The organism is Microbacterium sp. CBA3102 (genome assembly GCF_007954505.1).
GTDB lineage: Bacteria > Actinomycetota > Actinomycetes > Actinomycetales > Microbacteriaceae > Microbacterium > Microbacterium aurugineum.
In genome coordinates, this window is the sequence record NZ_CP042412.1 from 3,691,727 (window position 1) to 3,709,891 (window position 18,165).

The following is an 18,165-nucleotide window of genomic DNA, read 5'->3' on the forward strand; positions in this document are numbered from 1 at the left end:
GAAGGATATTCCTCCGTCAGCCGATCTCCTCGGTGAGTTCGAACCAGCGCAGCTCCAGCTCCTCGATCTCGGCCTGCTGCTCGCTGATCTTCTTCATCCGCTCGCCGAGGCCCTCGTAGTCGGACTGGTCGTGGTCGGCCAGCGCGGTCTTGGCGGCGTTGACCTGCTGCGTGAGCTTCTGGATGCGCCGCTCGAGGGCCGACACCTCCTTCTGCGCCGTGCGCAGGGCCGCGCCGTCGAGACCTTTGGAGGTGGCGGCGGCCGTCGCGGTCGTCGCGGCCGTGGCGGTCTGCTTCGGTCCGGTCGAAGACTGCAGGTGGCGCAGCCGCAGGTACTCGTCGACCCCGCCGGGCAGGTGCCGCAGATGCCCGTCCAGGATCGCGTACTGCTGGTCGGTGACGCGTTCCAGGAAGTAGCGGTCGTGGCTGACGACCAGGAGCGTTCCCGACCAGGAGTCGAGGAGGTCCTCGATCGCGGCGAGCATGTCGGTGTCGAGGTCGTTGGTCGGCTCGTCGAGGATCAGCACGTTCGGCTGGTCGAGCAGCACGAGCAGGAGCTGCAGGCGACGCTGCTGCCCACCCGAGAGGTCTTTGACCGGAGTGGAGAGCTGGGCCGAATCGAAGCCGAGCCGCTCGAGCAGCTGACCGGGAGTGAGGTCCTGCGCCTTGGAGCCCGCTCCCATCGTGTAGGAGGTGCGCAGCCCGGAGATGATCACGCGCACCGGGTCGTTCCAGTGCTGGGTGAGCTCGTCGAGGCGCTGGGTGAGCGTCTGCACCTTCACGGTCTTGCCGCGCTTGACCCGACCGACGGTCGGTTCGACCGTGCCGGAGATGAGCCCGAGGAGCGTCGACTTGCCGGCGCCGTTGACACCGAGGATGCCCGTGCGCTCCCCCGGTGCGATGCGCCACTCGACGTCGCGCAGCACGACCTTCTCGCCGCCGTCCGCCGTCGGGTAGGTCACCCCGACGTCCAGCAGGTCGACCACGTCCTTGCCGAGGCGCGAGACCGCGAGCGACTGCAGCGACACCTTGTCGCGGATCTCGGGCACATCGGCGATCAGCTCGTTGGCCGCGTCGATGCGGAACTTCGGCTTGGCCGTGCGGGCGGGAGCGCCGCGACGGAGCCAGGCGAGCTCCTTCTTGGCGAGGTTCTGGCGCTTCGCCTCGGTTGCCGCCGCCATGCGGTCGCGTTCGACGCGCTGCAGAATGTATGCCGCGTAGCCGCCCTCGAAGGGCTCGACGATCCGGTCGTGCACTTCCCAGGTCTCGGTGCTGATCTCGTCGAGGAACCACCGGTCGTGCGTCACGACCATGAGGGCCCCGGCGTTCGGCGACCAGCGCTTCTTGAGATGCCCCGCGAGCCAGGTGATGGCCTCGACGTCGAGGTGGTTGGTCGGCTCATCCAGCGCGATGACGTCCCAGTCTCCGGTGAGGAGCTTGGCGAGCGACACCCGGCGCCGCTGACCACCGCTGAGGGAGCCGATCTCCGCATCCCAGGGCAGGTCGGTGAGCAGTCCTTCGATGACGTCGCGGATCCGCGCGTCGCCGGCCCACTCGTACTCCGGGGTGTCCCCGACCACTGCGGCGCTGATGGTCAGGTCGTCGGGGAGGGTGTCCGCCTGATCGAGCACACCGATGCGCGTGCCGCCGCGCACGGTGACGCGGCCCGAGTTCGGTTCCTTGATCCCCGCGAGCATGCCGAGAAGACTCGACTTGCCGTCGCCGTTGCGGCCGACGATGCCGATGCGATCACCCTCTTCGATGCCGAGGGTCACGGAGTCGAAGACGACCCTGGTCGGGTATTCGAGATGCAGGGCTTCAGCCCCGAGAAGATGTGCCATGTTCCTTCCAGGGTAGTCGCGCGCGGTCGGCGTGTTCTCCGACCGGCTCCCCGCGCTCTAAGATCGACGGGTGCCGAAGAGTCGCCGGGTGTTCTCCCTTCTGCTCGAGGATCGCAAGGCGAAGCTGGTGCAGTCGAGAAGGCGGCCCGGTCGCTACGAACTCAGCGTCGACGGAATCCCGCAGTCCGTCGTCTCGATGACCGACCCCACCGATCTCGAATACGACTACACGCAGCACATCGCCAGAGTGATGGATGCTGCCGCTGAGCCCGGTGCGCCGCTGTTCACCGTGCACCTGGGAGCCGGTGCCCTCACGCTGGCACGCTACGTCGAGGCCACGCGCGCCGGATCGCCGCAGCTCGTGGTCGAGTTCGAGCCCACCCTCTACGAGGCGGTGATCGCCGCGCTGCCGCTGTCTCCGGGCACCGATCTGCGCGTCATCTTCGGTGATGCGCGCGCGGTCGCGGACGCGAAGCTTGCCGGCGAGTGGATGGGTGCGCGGTTCACGGTCGTCGATCTCTGGGATGCCGCCGTCATCCGGCATCGCGTGGCCAGCCAGGAGTTCTATCGCCGCGTCGCCGCGCGCTCCGCCGCGGAGGGAGTCGTGGCGGTCAACCTGCTCGACGGACATCCCTTCGAGTACTCACGGCGACAGTCAGCCACCCTGCGCACGGTGTTCGACCATGTCGCCGTCGTCCTCGACGCAGAACCGAACGATGACGAAGGCCCGCTCGGCAACGTCGTCGTCTTCGCAAGCGATGAGCCGCTCGCCGTCGCGACGAACCCCGACCTCCTCGGCGTGCCGCACCCTCATACGCTCCACGGCGACGCACTGACCTCGTGGATCGCCGGCGCGCGCATCATGACCGATGCGGACGGCACCGACTCCCCCGATCCCGACGATCCGATCTGGGACTAGCGCCACCCGTTGATCGCGTTCGTCACCGTTTCGTGACCCCGGAGACGTGAATTTCGATCGAGTCCATCTTCGAATGTCGGTGGTCGGTGATGGACTGAAGTCATGACCGCACTGCTCGACGCGACCGATTCCCAGATGGCGATGCTCGCCGATCTGGTGGCCTCGTTGGAAGCGGCCGAGTCGACCCTGAGCAGCATGCAGGCGGCCCGCGACGGCATGCTCGCGATGGCCGGACGCCTGGCCGTCGACATCGCCCGCGGCGCCGCCCACCCCGATCACGGCGACATGGCGATCCGCACGGTCGCTGCCGAGATCGGCGCGGCGCAGCACCTGGGCGACCGCACGATCGAGCGCAAGATGGCCGAGGCCTCGTGGCTCGTCGACCGATTCCCGGCGGTATGGGAGGCGCAGGGCGAAGGGCGCATCAGTGCCGCGCACTCCCGGGTCATCGTCGAGGCGGGCGCGCATCTCGACGAGGCTGCGGATCGCGCCGCCTACGCCGCGGAGGCCGTGGAGGTCGCCGTGACGGAATCCCCGAATCGGCTTCGGCGCATCGTGCGGCGTCTTGCCGAGCGGTTCCAGGAGCGCAGTCTCACCGAGCGGCATCGCGATGCCCACGAGCTGCGCCGCGTGTGGGTGAAGGACCTTGACGACGGGATGGCCGAGCTGGGGGCGCGCGGACCCGCGGTCCTCCTGCACGGCATGCTCGACCGGCTGTCGCAGATGGCGCATGCGGTGAAAGAGGAGAACGCGCGAGCGGCACAGGACGCTTCGGCCGCCGGACTCCCCGCCGACGACCGCACGGTCGATCAGTTGCGCGCCGATCTGCTCGCCGACCTCGTTCTCACAGGATCCCCCGCGGGCCATGACACGGCGGACAGCCTGCTGGGCGAGGTCCGCGCCCGCGTCGAGGTCACGGTGCCGGTGCTCACTCTGATGGACGATGACGCTCCGACGACCTCATCACCGGCCGAGCTCGACGGAACGATCCCCATCGACGTCACGACCGCTCGCACGCTGGCAGGTTCCGCGACCGGCTGGGACCGCGTGCTGACGCATCCGATCTCTGGCGAAATGCTCGCTGTCGACCGCTACCGCCCGAGTGAGCATCTCCGGCGGCATCTCCGCGCGCGGGACCAGCGGTGCCGGTTTCCCGGATGCGGGATCACGGCGCGCAAGTGCGACCTCGACCACAATCATGCGGCCTCGACCGGAGGGGCGACCGCCCACGGAAACCTTGCCGCCTTCTGCCGACGACATCACATGCTCACACACCACTCCCCCTGGCACGTCGACCAGACCTCGGGCGGCGTGCTGGAGTGGACGAGCCCGACCGGTCGCACGTACATCGACCGGCCGCCTCCGCAGAACACGGTGACCTTCACGAGTGCCGATCCGGTGACCGCACCGTTCTGAGCGCCTCCCGGGCATGTGCACCGGTTGAACGACGAACCGCCCGGACCCGAGGGCCCGGACGGTTCGCGTATCCGTGAGGATGTGTGCCGTGCGAGTTACTGGTACGACTTCACGATCTCGAGGAGGCTCGGGACGTTGGCGTATGCCTCTGCCGCGTTCTCCTTGGTCACGATGATCGGGTCGAGCAGGTAAGCCGGAACGACCTTCACGCCGTTGTCGTACTGCTCGGTGTCGTTGACGTCGACCTCTTCACCCTTCTGGAGCTGGCCGACCATCTTGATCGACTGCTCGACGAGGAGCGTGGTGTCCTTGTTGATCGTGGAGTACTGGATGCCCTCCATGATCGACTTCACCGACTCGACCTCGGAGTCCTGACCCGTGACCACCGGGACCGGCTTTCCGGCTTGCTGCACCGAGGTGATGATGGCGCGAGCGAGCGTGTCGTTCGGCGAGAGGACGCCGTCGAGCGTCTCGGAGCTGTACGTCGAGGTGAGGATCGAGTCCATGCGACGCTGGGCGTTCTCGGCCTTCCAGCCCTCGGTCGCCGTCTGGGCGATCTCGGTCTGGCCGGAGACGACGTTGAGCGTGCCGTCGTCGATCTTCGGCTGGAGCACGTCCATCGCGCCGTTGAAGAACACAGCGGAGTTCGCGTCATCCGGCGAGCCCGAGAACAGCTCGATGTTGTACGGAGCCTCGTGTCCCGCACGCTCGGCGAGTCCATCGAGCAGAGCCTGGCCCTGCAGCTGACCGACCTTGAAGTTGTCGAACGCGACGTAGTAGTCGACGGCCTCCGTGTTCTCGATCAGACGGTCATAGGCGATGACGGTCACGCCCGCGTCACGAGCGGCCTCGACCTGCGTGGCGAGCTGCTTGCCGTCCTTCGCACCGATGATGATGACCTTGGCGCCACCGGTGACCATCGCCTGGATCTGGTTCTGCTGCTCCGCGACCGTGTTGCTGGCGGGCGCGTACTGCACGTCCGCCTTGAAGCCGGCCTTCTTGAGACCGTCCGTGAACAGCTGACCGGCGAGGACCCAGTTCTCCGAGGTCTTGTCCGGAAGGGCGACACCGATCGTGGCGTCAGCGGCGAAACCCTTGGCCTCGTCCCCCGATCCCGAGTCCGTGCCACCGCCGCGCTCCGAGGAGCAGCCGGTGAGGGCGAAGGCGCCCGCGACGACAAGCGCTGTCGCCGACAGAAGAATCTTCTTCATGTGATCTCTTTCTCTGGTGTGTGAAGGTCGTGTCACGCGAGCGCGCGCGAAGCGACCTCTCCTAACCGCGCGTCTCGTCGACGGCGGGGGCTTCGTACTTCTGGCTGGTGGGATAGTTCGTCTTGGTCGGATCGAACGTGTCGGTGGCCGGATCCTGCTTGCGTCCGAATCGACGCGTCAGGAAGCCGATGATCGACGGGCGACCCTGCTGCTTGTTCCACACGTCGACACCGACGGCGAACAGGAGCACCAGACCCTTGATCATCGACACCACGTCGGCGCCGGCGCCGAGCAGGGCGAGGCCGTTGTTCAGGAACGCCATGACGAGACCACCGATGATCGACCCGATCACGGTTCCGATACCGCCCGAGACGGCCGCGCCACCGATGAAGACCGAGGCGATCGCATCCAGCTCCCAGCCGTTGCCGTCCTGCGGGCCGGAGGCCGTCGCCCTGGCGACGTAGATCATGCCGGCCAGCGACGCGAGCACCGACATGTTCATCATCACGAAGAAGTCGACCCAGCGGTCCTTCACACCCGACAGGCGCGCGGCCTGCCGGTTGCCACCGACCGCGTAGATGTGACGACCGAAGACCGTGTTGTTCGTGATGAACGAGTAGAGGATCACCAGGGCGAGCAGGATGATGCCCGAGATCGGGAAGCTGGTCCCCTCACGCCCGGTGGCGAACAGCCAGCCCGCGATCAGGATCACGGCCGAGATGAGCACGACCTTGGTGACACTCACCCACAGCGGCGCCGTCTCGGCCCCCATCTTGTGCTGCACGCGCCGGGTGCGGATCTCCCAGAACACGATCCATGCGACGCCCAGCAGCGCGAGCAGCATGGTGAACACGTTGAACGGCACGGGGATGAACGGCAGCTCGGGGAGGTACCCGGCACCGATGACCTTGAAGCCCTGCGGCACGGGAACGGACTGCGAGTCACCGACCCACTGGTTCGCACCGCGGAAGAACAGCATGCCCGCCAGCGTCACGATGAACGCCGGCACCCCGACATAGGCGACCCAGAACCCCTGCCACGCACCGACCAGCACGCCGACCCCGAGGCCCAGCAGCACACCGAGCGGCCAGGGGAGGTTCCAGTCGGCCATGGCCTTCGCGACCACGATGCCGGTGAACGCGGCCACCGACCCCACCGAGAGGTCGATGTGGCCCATGATGATGACCATCACCATGCCGATCGCGAGGATCAGGATGTACGAGTACTGGTTGACGACGTTGATCAGGTTGCCCGAGGACAGCGTGAGACCCGTGCCCTTGACGATCCAGGTCAGCACCTGGAAGACGACGAGGATGACGACGAGGCTGCCGAGGATGCCGAACTGGCGGAGGGTCGACTGACCGCCTCCGAACATCTTCGTGATGTCCTTGAAGTGGAAGCCGCGCTTCGTTGCGGTGGTGTCGGTGGTCATGCGGTTGCTTTCTGGGTCGCGGAGGTCATGCTGCGCATGAGGTCCTCAGGTGTCGCCTGATCGGCCGGGATGCAGTCGGTGACCCGACCTTCGAAGACGGTGTAGATGCGGTCGGAGATGCCCAGGAGCTCAGGAAGCTCGCTCGAGATGACGATGACGCCCTTGCCCTGCGCCGCGAGCTCGTTGATGATCGCGTAGATCTCGTACTTCGCACCGACGTCGATACCGCGGGTGGGCTCGTCGAGGATCAGCAGGTCGGGGTCGGTGAACATCCACTTCGCCAGGACGACCTTCTGCTGATTGCCGCCGGAGAGTTTGCCGACGCCCTCTTCGACCGACGGGGTCTTGATGCGAAGGGCCTTGCGATAGTCCTCGGCCACGGCGAACTCGGCGCGCGCATCGACGACGCCGCGCTTGGCGATCTTCGAGAGCTTCGCGGCGACCACCGACCTCTTGATCGTGTCGAGCAGGTTGAGCCCGAGCACCTTGCGGTCCTCGCTCACGTAGGCGAGGCCGTGCTTGATCGCCGACGCCACGTCGGGCAGCACGACTTCCTGGCCGTCCTTGATCAGTGTGCCCGAGAGGAACGTGCCGTAGGAGCGGCCGAACAGGCTCATCGCGAACTCGGTGCGCCCCGCGCCCATGAGTCCCGCGATGCCGACGACCTCGCCGCGCCGGACGGTGATGTTCGACCCCTTCACGACCATGCGCTCCGGGACGGTCGGGTGCTGCACCCACCAGTCCTTGACCTCGAAGAACACCTCGCCGATCTCGGGCGTGCGATCCGGGTAGCGGCTCTCCAACGACCGACCGACCATGCCGCGGATGATCCGGTCCTCGTTGATCTCGCCACGGGAGATGTCGAGCGTCTCGACCGTGCGACCGTCGCGGATGATCGTGATCTCGTCGGCGATCTGCTCGATCTCATTGAGCTTGTGGCTGATCATGATCGACGCGATGCCCTTGGCCTTGAGCCCGAGGATCAGGTCGAGCAGGTGCTGCGAGTCGTTCTCGTTCAGGGCGGCGGTCGGCTCGTCGAGGATCAGCAGCTTGACGTCCTTGTTGAGCGCCTTCGCGATCTCGATCAGCTGCTGCTTGCCGACACCGAGCGTCTTGATCTGCGCATCCGGGTCCTCATTCAGGCCCACGCGGGCGAGCAGCTCGATCGTGCGCTCTTTCTGGGCCTGCCAGTCGATGCGTCCGCCGCGCTGGATCTCGTTGCCGAGGAAGATGTTCTCGGTGACGGACAGCTCGGGGATCAGCGCGAGTTCCTGGTGGATGATCGCGATGCCCGCCTGCTCGCTGGCGACGATGTCCTTGAACCTCTGCTCCTGGCCGTAGAGCAGGATCTCCCCCTCGTAGGTCCCGTAGGGGTAGACCCCGGAGAGGACCTTCATCAGAGTCGACTTCCCCGCGCCGTTCTCGCCGCAGATGGCGTGGATCTCGCCGGCGCGGACGGTGATCGAGACGTCGGCGAGCGCCTTGACGCCCGGGAACTCCTTGGTGATGCTGCGCATCTCCAGGATGGGGCCTGACACGGTAGGCAACGTTGCTGTGGTGCTCACGGATCTTCCTTGCGACGTGCGGTCACCTTCGATGTGACCGTTCACATTGAAATACATCGTCCACTCACGACGAAGCGCTGTCAAGTCCGCTCCGGCATTTCGGATACCGACCGTGACCCCACCGCGACCCACGCGATCCCACGTCTCCAGGCGAGGCCAGGGATCGAAAGGATTCGATGATCTCGAACGTCGCGCGGAGCGCGGTACGAACCCGTCAGCGAGCGGCGGCGGACTCGCGCGCGCGCAGGACCGTCTGCAAGGGGCCGAACGCCGGGGCTTCCTCGCCGCGGATCTGTGCGAGGAGGATCCGCACGGCGCGCCGGCCCAGCTCGGGGAAGTCCTGATGAACCGTGCTCAGTGTGGGAGCCACATGCGCGGCGACCGGGATGTCGTCGAACCCGATCACGCTCACGTCGTGCGGCACACGGAGTCCGGCGTCGCGGAAGCCGTGCATGAGCCCGATCGCCATCAGGTCGTTGGCAGCGAACACCGCCGTGAAGTCCCGCCGTCGCGAGAGCTCCTTGCCCGCGAAGTACCCGAAGTCGGCGGTCCAGTCCCCACGGATCGGCGGGAACGTCGGCAGATCCGCCTCACGCAGACCGTCGAGGTAGCCGCGCATGCGCGACTCCGCCTCGATCCAGTCCTGCGGGCCCGCGAGGTGCAGGATGTCGCTGTGGCCGAGGGAGATCAGATGCTCCGTGGCCGCCCGGGCCCCCGCCACCTGATCCGCCGACAGGCTCACCCCGTCGGATCCCGACGCGGTCTGCAGCGTGACGAAAGGCATGTCCACCGACATACCGCGGAGGACATGGAACACACGCACCTGCGGGGCGAGCACCACGATGCCGTCCACCTGCTCGCGCGCCAGCTGGCGCACCGCATTGCCGATCGCCTCCGGCGTCGTCGCCGGGAGGTTGAGGGTCGAGACCGCGTAGCCTTCCTCGCGCGCCGCATCCTCGATGCCCGCGATCGAGGAGGTCGGCCCGAACTCCCCGATCGTCGCGGACAGGATCCCGAGCACATTCGACTTGCTGGTCACCAAAGCGCGGGCGGCGAGGTTCGGCCGATAGTCGAGCACGGAGATCGCGTCGAGGACCTTGGCCTTCGTCTCGGGGCGGATGCTCGGGTGGTCGTTCAGGACGCGGGAGACCGTCTGATGAGACACCCCGGCGAGGCGGGCGACATCGCGGATGCTCGGCTGCCGCGCACGCTCGGCTGCACTGGACATCAGGTGCCTCCTCGCGTGTGCACGGTCACATCGTCACTTCATTATGTCTGCCGGGGCGCGCAGGTGCATCTTTCGAGCACGGTCGCTGCGCAGGACGGTCGTCCGCGGGCACCGTCGGTCAGCCGATGATGCGGGCGCCCGGAACCGGGCCGTGCACGTGCAGGGGATCGAATCCGGACGCCCGCAGAGCGGACTGCACGTCTTGGGCCGTCTCCGGATCGGGGCACAGGAGCGCCACGGTCGGCCCCGAGCCGGACACGATGCCTTGCAATGCTCCGGCGGCGACCCCCTGCGCGATCGTGTCGGCGAGATCGGGACGCTCGGAGAGGGCTGCGGGCTGCAGATCGTTCTCGAGACAGGCGGCGAGCTGCCCCGGGTCGCCCGACCGGAGCGCCTGCAGGACCGGGATCGGCACGTCGAGCGACAGCGGCGGATCATCGGCGAGCGCGCCCTCCTCCTCGCGCAACTGGTCGAGGCGCCCGTAGACGACGGGCGTCGACAAGCCCTCCTCACTGGGCACCAGGATCCAGTCGAAGCGTCCGCGGGCGAGTGCCGGGTTCAACTGGTCGCCGCGCCCGGTTCCGACCGCGGTGCCGCCGTGCAGGGCGAACGGCACATCCGCGCCGAGACGGGCGGCGAGGTCGTGCAGCCGTGCCTGTGACAACCCCGTTCCCCACAGCGCATCGCAGGCGACTAGGGCGGCAGCGGCATCCGCCGAGCCTCCGCCCATGCCGCCGGCGACCGGCACGCTCTTGCGGATCTCGAGGGCGACGCCGCCTCGATGATCCACGGCGACGGCGAGGAGCTTGGCCGCGCGCATCGCCAAGTTGCGGTCGTCCAGCGGAACCGAGTCGACATCCTCCACCCCGGAGACGGTGACCGAGAACTCGTCAGCGGGGCGCGCGATGACGTCTTCGTAGAGGGACACCGCCTGGAAGACCGTCGCCAGCGCGTGATACCCGTCGTCGTGCCGACCGCCGACCCCGAGGAAGACATTGATCTTGCCCGGTGCGCGTACGTGCACGGAGTCGGTGGACGCGGCGAGGCTCATGAGCGGATCACAGTTCCGAGGACTTCGCCCACAGATTCACGTCGATCGCGCCGGCCAGCTCGTCGATGCGGGCGAGCTCCTCCGTCTGGAAGGCGGGTCCGTTCACCGCGGCGATGTTCTCGTCGAGCTGTTCGGGACGCGAGGCGCCGATCAGGGCGGAAGCCACGACGGGGTTGCGCAGCGTCCACTGCAGCGCGAGCTGGGCGAGGGACTGACCACGCCCCTGCGCGACCTCGTTCAGCGCTCGCAGCGTCTGCACGGCCTCGTCGGTGAGGTGCCCGTCCGGCAGCGAACCGCGCTTCTGCGCACGCTCCGCCGTGCCGTCCCCCAGGTACTTGTCGGTCAACAGCCCCTGTGCCAGCGGCGTGAAGGCGATCGCACCCAGGCCCGACTGCTCGAGGGTGTCGGTCAGGCCGTCTTCCACCCAGCGGTTGAGGATCGAGTACGCGGGCTGGTGGATGACCAGCGGCGTGCCGAGGTCCTTCGCGACCGCGACGGCCTCGGCCGTGCGCTCAGCACTGTAGGACGAAATGCCCACGTAGAGCGCCTTGCCCTGACGCACGAGGGTGTCGAGCGCCCCGATCGTCTCGGCGATCGGGGTGACCGGGTCGACCCGGTGCGAGTAGAAGATGTCGACGTAGTCGAGGCCCATGCGGGTCAGCGACTGCTCGGCGCTGGCGAGGATGTACTTGCGGCTCGCGAAGTCGCCGTAGGGGCCGGGCCACATATCCCAGCCGGCCTTCGACGAGATGATCAGCTCGTCGCGGTACGGACGGAAGTCCTCCGCGAAGATGCGACCGAAGTTCTTCTCGGCCGAGCCGTAGGGCGGGCCGTAGTTGTTCGCCAGATCGAAGTGCGTGATGCCGCGGTCGAACGCGTGGCGCAGCAGTGCGCGTTGGTTGTCGAGCGGGATGTTGTCACCGAAGTTCCACCACAGCCCGAGCGAGATCGGGGGCAGATACAGGCCGGACGTGCCGACCTGGCGGTAGGCGAACTGCTGATAGCGGCTCTCGTCCGCGGCATACGGACGGTGCAGCTCGGGGACATCGGGGCGGAAGCGGGGGGAGTCGGTCACGGTGCCAGATTACTGGGTGAGGCGACGTCGTCGTCGAGGACATCGGACGCCGCCTGCTGCGCGATCCGGTGGTAGTCCTCGACGGTGAGGTCTTCGCCCCGCGCCGTCGGTGCGACACCGGCGGCGATCAACACGTCGGACGCCGCTGCGGAGCTGCCGAAGATCCCCGACAGAGCCTGGCGGAGCATCTTGCGGCGCTGATTGAATGCCGCATCGACGATCCGGAACGTGCGGCGACGCTCCTCCTCGGTCCCCCGCTCCCCTTCGGAACGGTCGAAGCCGACGAGCAGACTGTCGACGTTCGGCACCGGCCAGAACACCTGGCGGGAGACGGTGCCGGAGAGCTTCCACTCGCCGTACCAGGCGGCCTTGACGCTGGGCGACCCGTAGATCTTGGAGCCCGGCTCGGCGGCGAGCCTCTCGGCGACCTCGGCCTGGACCATCACCACGCCGCGTTGCAGGTAGGGGAAACTCTCGAGGAAGTGCAGCAGCACCGGCACCGACACGTTGTACGGGAGGTTCGCGACCAGCACGGTCGGCTCTCCGGGCAGTTCGGTGATGCGCAGGGCGTCGGCGTCCACGACCGTGAGCCGCTCGGCCTCCACGCCGTGCGCGGCGGCGGTCTCGGCGAGTCGCGCGGCGAGGCGATGATCGATCTCGACTGCGGTGACCGAAGCCCCGGTCTCCAGGATCGCCAGCGTGAGCGAGCCGAGTCCGGGGCCGACCTCGACCACGCGCTCGCTCGGCTGCACGCGGGCCGCCTGCACGATCTTGCGGACGGTGTTGGCGTCCGTGACGAAGTTCTGGCCGAGCTTCTTCGTCGGAGTGACATCGAGCTCAGCGGCGAGGCGGCGGATCTCGGTGGCGCCGAGCAGGGTGACGGTCATCCTCCCATTGTCCCCCACGCGGCAGATGTCCCCCGCCGTCAGTAGTCTTCTCTGGTGCCATCACTCGGAGAGATCGTCGCCCCACGTCGCATGGGCCGGGATTTCCGCTGGCTGCTCGCGTCGTCGTGGACCAGCAACGTCGGTGACGGAGTGGCCCTCGCCGCCGCTCCCCTGCTGATCGCATCCATGACGTCATCGCCCATGCTGGTGGCGACGGGGGCGATCCTGCAGTTCCTCCCGTGGCTGCTCTTCGGCCTGCACGCGGGGGCGATCGCCGACCGCTTCGACCGTCGCCGCCTGGTCATGCTCGCGAACGCCGCACGCGCGGTGGTCCTCGTCGCGCTGTGCGTGTTCCTCGTCACGGGCGTCGCGAACATCTGGATCGTGCTCGCCGTCGCCTTCCTGTACGGCACCGCCGAGGTGTTCGTCGACACGACGGGGAGCACCCTCCTGCCGATGCTCGTGAAGCCCGCCGACCTCGGCATCGGCAATGCCCGCCTGCAGGCCGGCTATCTGGTCGCGAATCAGTTCGCCGGTCCCCCGCTGGGCGCGTTCCTGTTCGCCGCGGGCATGGCCTGGCCGTTCCTGCTCGAAGCGGTGTGCGTGGCACTCGCGGTCGTCCTCATCTCCCGCATGGCGAAGACGCCCGTGCCGCCCCGAGACGCCGAGGCCCACTCGCCCGTGCACACCGACATCGCCGAGGGGCTGCGGTGGCTGTGGCGCAATCCCCCGGTGCGGATGCTCGTGCTGATCATCCTCGTTTTCAACATCACGTGGGCAGCCCCCTGGGGTGTGCTCGTGCTCTACGCGACGGAACACCTGCAGATGGGCGCGGTCGGGTACGGGGCACTCACGACCGCATCGGCGGCGGGCGGGATCCTCGCGACCCTCAGCTTCGGGTGGCTCGAACGGCACGTGTCCTTCGCCACCCTGATGCGCATCGTGCTCTCGCTCGAAGTGCTCATGCATCTGTCGTTCGCGCTGACCACCACCGGCTGGGTCGCGCTGGTCATCATGTTCTTCTTCGGCGCGTACGCGTTCGTGTGGGCGACGATCTCGACCACCGTCCGGCAGCGGCTGGTCCCGGCTGAGCTTCAGGGTCGCGTGGCCTCCGTGAACATGGTCGGAGTCTTCGGCGGCATGATCGTCGGGCAGGCGCTCGGCGGCGTGATCGCCCAGGTCTGGGGCCTGACCGCCCCGTGGTGGTTCGCGTTCGGCGGCGCGGCACTCACACTGCTGCTGGTGTGGAAGCCGATCTCGCACATCGTGAGCGCGAAGCCGGTTGCCGATCCCGATCCGATCGACGCCGCCTGATCCTTCCGCCCCTCGCCGACCGGGTATCCGCTGCGCACTTGTCGGGAGGATGGGCGCTTGTCGGGAGGAATCGCCCTTTTGCTCCGACATATGAGCAAACTCCCGACACGTGTACTGCGAAGCCGGTGGAACAGCTTCAGACGAACGAACCGTAGATCCTGAGCGTGTTCTCGGCGAGCTGGGCACACAGCTCATCCACGTCCACACCGAGCTCGGCCGCCATGAAACGCACCGTGATCGGGACGAGGTAGGGCGCGTTCGGTCGGCCCCGCAGTGGCACGGGGGTGAGGAACGGCGCATCCGTCTCGACCAGGAGGCGATCGAGGGGCGTGACCTTCAGCGCGTCGCGCAGGTTCTGGGCGTTCTTGAACGTGACGTTGCCCGCGAACGACAGGTGGTAGCCGGCGTCCGCGCAGATGCGCGCCATCGCGTCATCTCCCGAGAAGCAGTGGAAGACCGTCCGCTCCGGAGCACCGACACGGGCGAGGGTCTCCAGCACCGCGTCGTGCGCATCCCGATCGTGGATCTGCATGGCGATGCCGTGCTTCTTCGCGAGATCGATGTGCGCCTCGAACGACTCGAACTGCGGAGCCCGTCGCTCCGGCTCCGTGCGGAAGAAATCGAGCCCGGTCTCGCCGATCGCGCGGGTGCGCGGATGCGCGGCGAGTTCGTCGATCACCGCGATCGCCTCGTCGAGACGCCCCTCCTCCGCATACGTCGGCGCGTCGTTCGGATGGATCGCGACCGCAGCCAGGACTCGCGGATCGGCGGCCGCGGCCTCGACGGCCCACCGCGAGGACTCGATGTCGCCGGAGGCCTGCACGACACCGGCGATGCCCACCGCCGCCGCCCGATCGAGCTGCTCGGTCAGCGACAGCGGCTCGTCGCCGTCGACAATCTCCAGGTGCGCATGGTTGTCGTACACCGGAACCGTCAGCGGCTCGGGGGCGGCCGGGTACTTCAGATCCTTGCGTCCGTCGCCCGAGCGCTCGCGCACATAGGTGTCCGCCATCTCGTCCGACCGGCTCAGGCCGTGGACTCCACCCGCGGGAACAGCGGTGCGAGGCCGTTGACGCTGGTCCCGGGGCGCAGCACGCCCCAGGCTCCGGCCTCGCGGATCGGCTGATCCTGCAGACGGCCCAGGGTCTCCGCAGCACCGAGCGCGATCCAGAGCTTCTCGGTCGACTGCGGCATCACGGGCGACAGCAGCACGGCGAGTGCGCGCAGCCCCTCCGCGCAGGTGTAGAGCACCGTGCCCAGGCGCGCGCGCTGGTCCTCGTCGCGGGCCAGCGCCCACGGCTCGTTCTCGGTGATGTAGCCGTTGAGGGCGTCGACGATCGTCCAGATCGCGGCGATGGCCTCGTCGATGCGGAACTGCGTGACCGCCGCATCCGCGTTCGCCGCCGCCTCCGCGACGATCTTCTGGATGGCGAGGTCCTTCTCGGTGTAGTCGGCCGCCGGCGGCACGATGCCCTCGAAGTACTTCTCGATCATCGCCGTCGTACGCGAAGCCAGGTTGCCGAAGCCGTTGGCGAGCTCAGCCTGGTAGCGGGCGGACAGGTCTTCCCACGAGAAGGACCCGTCCTGTCCGAAGGCGATCGCGGAGAGGAAGTAGAAGCGGTAGGCGTCGGACCCGAAGACATCGGTGATCTCGGTCGGCGCGATGCCGGTCAGCTTCGACTTCGACATCTTCTCGCCGCCGACCAGCAGCCAGCCGTGCGCGAAGACGCCCTGCGGCACCTCGAGACCGGCCGCCATCAGCAGAGCCGGCCAGATGACGGCGTGGAAGCGCAGGATGTCCTTGCCGACCACGTGGTAGGCGGGCCAGCGACGCTCGAAGGTCTCTTCATCGGAGCCGTAGCCGACGGCCGTGGCGTAGTTCAGGAGCGCATCGACCCACACGTAGATGACGTGCGACTCGTCCCACGGGAGCGGGATGCCCCAGTCGAAGGTCGACCGCGAGATCGACAGGTCTTTGAGGCCCTGGCTCACGAACGACACCACCTCGTTGCGCGCCGAGTCCGGGCGCACGAAGTCGGGTCGCGTCTTGTAGAGCTCGAGCAGCCGGTCCTGGAACTCGCTGAGCTTGAAGAAGTAGTTCTTCTCCTGCAGCAGCTCCAGCGGCTTCGAGTGGATGGCGCACACCTTCAGGCCCTCGAAGGGACCGGTGCCGTCGACGATCTCCGACTCGGGCTTGAACTCCTCGCAGCCCACGCAGTAGAGAGCCTCGTACTCGCCCGCATAGATGTAGCCGCGGTCGTACAGGCGCTGGAAGAACGTCTGCACGTTCGTCTCGTGGCGCTCCTGGGTGGTGCGGATGAAGTCGTCGTTGGCGACGTCGAGCGTCGTCAGCAGCGGGAACCAGCTCTCGCTGACGAGCTTGTCGACCCACTCCTGCGGCGTGACGTTGTTCGCCGCGGCCGCCCGCAGCATCTTCTGGCCGTGCTCGTCGGTGCCCGTGAGCATCCAGGTGTCGTCGCCCGCCTGGCGGTGCCACCGTGCGAGCGTGTCGACGGCCACCGTCGTGTACCCGTGGCCGATGTGGGGCACGTCGGACGGGTAGTAGATGGGTGTGGTGATGTAGAACGATTCGCCTGCGGGCATGGAGCAATTCTAGGTGGGATGCGGGGCGTGGTTACGCCGTGTGGGCGGCGGTCGCATCCCGCGCTCAGGCCACCGAGACGTCGATGCGATGCCAACCCTGTGCGCCGTCGGGGGCGGGAGCCGCAGGATCGGATGTCTGCGTCTCGCCGTCGACGTTGAGCGCCCGGCACTCGATGGTGTGCGTGCCGCTCTCCGCGACCCAGTCGAGGCTCCACTGCACCCACGTGTCGGCCGAGATCGCGGTCGCGAGCTCGGCCGCGCGCCACGGCCCGTCGTCGATACGCACCTCCACTCCCGCGATGCCGACGTGCTGCTGCCAGGCCATCCCCGCGATGACCGCATCCCCCGCGGTGACCTGCTGCCCCCGGCGAGGGACGTCGATGCGCGACTGCAGCTTGATGGGTCCGCGCTCGGACCATCCGCGTGTCGTCCAATAGGCGGTGGCGCGGTCGAACCGCGTCACCTCCAGTTGCGTGACCCACTTCGTGGCGGACACGTAGCCGTAGAGCCCCGGCACCACCATCCGCACCGGGAAGCCGTGTTCGATCGGCAGCGGCTCGCCGTTCATCCCGATCGCGAGCAGCGCATCGCGGTCGTCGGTGAGGGCCTCGATCGGTGTGGACGCCGTGAACCCGTCGGCCGAGGTCGAGAGCACCATGTCCGCATCGGCGTCGACGCCCGCGCGCGCGAGCAGATCCCGCACGGGGAGCCCGAGCCAGCGCGCATTGCCGATCAGGGATCCGCCGACCTCGTTCGACACGCACGCGAGCGTGACGTCGGACTCCTGCATCGGCATCGCGAGCAACTCGCCCCAGGTGATCTCCATCTCGCGCTCGACCATCCCGTGGATGCGCAGCGACCAGTCGGCCGGGTCCACCCGCGGCACGATGAGCGCGGTGTCGATGCGGTAGAAGTCCGCGTTCGGAGTGACGACAGGGGCGAGGCCGGGGATACCCAGCTCGGCACCGGCGGGAACCGCCGCTGCTGCGCGTGCCGCCGAGGGCAGCCGCAGCGCGTCGCGGACCGCTTCGATCGATCGGCTCGCGCCGCGCGCGACGTTGCCGACGATGAGCGCGACGGCACCCGCCGCGGCGACACCCGCGGTCCACCGCAGGAATCGTCTCCGGTCCTCGTCGTCGGGTCCGAGCCCTGCGACCGGACGCAGTCGGGCGATCAGGAGGCGCAGGACGACCACGGCGACGAGACCGGCGACCAGCCCGGGCAGCCAGGCGAACGGCCCCGCGCCGGGGCGAACCATCGCCGCGACGACGGCGAGAGCGCCGAGCGCTCCCAGGACCACGGCACCGACACCGGACCGTCGTCGCTCCAGGATTCCCGCGACAGCGGCGACGACCACGAGCACCACGGCGATGCCCCCGATCAGGGCCGCCTTGTCACCGGTGCCGAACAGCGCGATGGCGGTGTCCTTCGCCCAGCTCGGAGCGAGGTCGATGAGCCCGCTCCCGATCACGGCGAACGGGCTCGCGCTCGGCTCCACCACCGCGGCGACGAGTTCCGCCAGGCCGACGGCGAGGAACGATGCGCTCAACCCCGCTGCGGCGGCGCGGAACGTGTCCTCCCTCGTCGCACGCGTCGGGTTCGTCATGACCTGAGGGTAACGCG

14 protein-coding genes are annotated in these 18,165 nt (G+C 68.0%); 3 read left to right on the top strand and 11 right to left on the bottom strand.

The window, feature by feature from the left end:
• Positions 1-16 precede the first annotated feature (16 nt).
• Entirely contained in the window at positions 17-1,840 is a 1,824-nt protein-coding gene (locus FGL91_RS17795) for an ABC-F family ATP-binding cassette domain-containing protein (RefSeq protein WP_153244514.1), read from the bottom strand.
• 70 nt (positions 1,841-1,910) lie between these two features.
• On the opposite strand from FGL91_RS17795, the gene FGL91_RS17800 reads away from it, so the two are divergent.
• Both FGL91_RS17800 and FGL91_RS17805 read left to right on the top strand, forming a co-directional pair.
• Entirely contained in the window at positions 1,911-2,759 is an 849-nt protein-coding gene (locus tag FGL91_RS17800; RefSeq protein WP_153244515.1) for a spermidine synthase, read from the top strand.
• A gap of 102 nt (positions 2,760-2,861) precedes the next feature.
• Positions 2,862-4,175, top strand: coding sequence for an HNH endonuclease signature motif containing protein (locus tag FGL91_RS17805; protein ID WP_153244516.1), 1,314 nt, complete (start codon positions 2,862-2,864; stop codon positions 4,173-4,175).
• A gap of 95 nt (positions 4,176-4,270) precedes the next feature.
• Here FGL91_RS17805 and FGL91_RS17810 read toward each other — a convergent pair whose 3' ends face one another.
• The 7 genes from FGL91_RS17810 to rsmA form a co-directional block, all read right to left on the bottom strand.
• Positions 4,271-5,386, bottom strand: coding sequence for a sugar-binding protein (locus FGL91_RS17810; protein ID WP_131491567.1), 1,116 nt, complete (start codon positions 5,384-5,386; stop codon positions 4,271-4,273).
• 61 nt (positions 5,387-5,447) lie between these two features.
• Positions 5,448-6,818, bottom strand: coding sequence for a multiple monosaccharide ABC transporter permease (gene mmsB / locus FGL91_RS17815; protein ID WP_047519171.1), 1,371 nt, complete (start codon positions 6,816-6,818; stop codon positions 5,448-5,450).
• The gene (gene mmsA, locus FGL91_RS17820) at positions 6,815-8,440 is read right to left on the bottom strand and encodes a multiple monosaccharide ABC transporter ATP-binding protein (protein WP_407665276.1); all 1,626 of its coding nucleotides are present in this window, start codon (positions 8,438-8,440) and stop codon (positions 6,815-6,817) included. Before mmsA ends, mmsB begins: the two co-directional genes overlap by 4 nt.
• A gap of 157 nt (positions 8,441-8,597) precedes the next feature.
• Positions 8,598-9,611: a LacI family DNA-binding transcriptional regulator gene (locus FGL91_RS17825; RefSeq protein WP_047519167.1), complete on the bottom strand. Its 1,014-nt coding sequence runs from the start codon at positions 9,609-9,611 to the stop codon at positions 8,598-8,600.
• A 118-nt stretch (positions 9,612-9,729) separates the two neighbouring features.
• On the bottom strand, positions 9,730-10,662 hold the full coding sequence (locus FGL91_RS17830; RefSeq protein ID WP_131491566.1) for a 4-(cytidine 5'-diphospho)-2-C-methyl-D-erythritol kinase: 933 nt from the start codon (positions 10,660-10,662) through the stop codon (positions 9,730-9,732).
• A gap of 7 nt (positions 10,663-10,669) precedes the next feature.
• Positions 10,670-11,737, bottom strand: a complete 1,068-nt coding sequence (gene mgrA / locus FGL91_RS17835) for an L-glyceraldehyde 3-phosphate reductase (RefSeq protein ID WP_153244517.1) — start codon at positions 11,735-11,737, stop codon at positions 10,670-10,672.
• Positions 11,734-12,624 (bottom strand): 16S rRNA (adenine(1518)-N(6)/adenine(1519)-N(6))-dimethyltransferase RsmA, encoded by an 891-nt coding sequence (gene rsmA / locus FGL91_RS17840; RefSeq protein ID WP_153244518.1) that lies wholly within the window; start codon positions 12,622-12,624, stop codon positions 11,734-11,736. The genes mgrA and rsmA overlap by 4 nt, the downstream gene beginning before the upstream one ends.
• A 54-nt stretch (positions 12,625-12,678) precedes the next feature.
• On the opposite strand from rsmA, the gene FGL91_RS17845 reads away from it, so the two are divergent.
• Positions 12,679-13,938: an MFS transporter gene (locus FGL91_RS17845; RefSeq protein ID WP_194239268.1), complete on the top strand. Its 1,260-nt coding sequence runs from the start codon at positions 12,679-12,681 to the stop codon at positions 13,936-13,938.
• 136 nt (positions 13,939-14,074) lie between these two features.
• Here FGL91_RS17845 and FGL91_RS17850 read toward each other — a convergent pair whose 3' ends face one another.
• The 3 genes from FGL91_RS17850 to FGL91_RS17860 all read right to left on the bottom strand — a co-directional run bounded on the left by FGL91_RS17850 (position 14,075) and on the right by FGL91_RS17860 (position 18,148).
• Complete coding sequence (locus FGL91_RS17850; protein ID WP_153244519.1) at positions 14,075-14,950, bottom strand: TatD family hydrolase; 876 nt, start codon at positions 14,948-14,950, stop codon at positions 14,075-14,077.
• A gap of 14 nt (positions 14,951-14,964) precedes the next feature.
• Positions 14,965-16,542 (bottom strand): methionine--tRNA ligase, encoded by a 1,578-nt coding sequence (metG, locus tag FGL91_RS17855; protein ID WP_153244520.1) that lies wholly within the window; start codon positions 16,540-16,542, stop codon positions 14,965-14,967.
• Between the two features lie 64 nt (positions 16,543-16,606).
• Positions 16,607-18,148 carry a molybdopterin-dependent oxidoreductase gene (locus FGL91_RS17860; protein ID WP_153244521.1) on the bottom strand — a complete coding sequence of 514 codons (1,542 nt, stop codon included), beginning with the start codon at positions 18,146-18,148 and terminating at the stop codon, positions 16,607-16,609.
• Positions 18,149-18,165 lie beyond the last annotated feature (17 nt).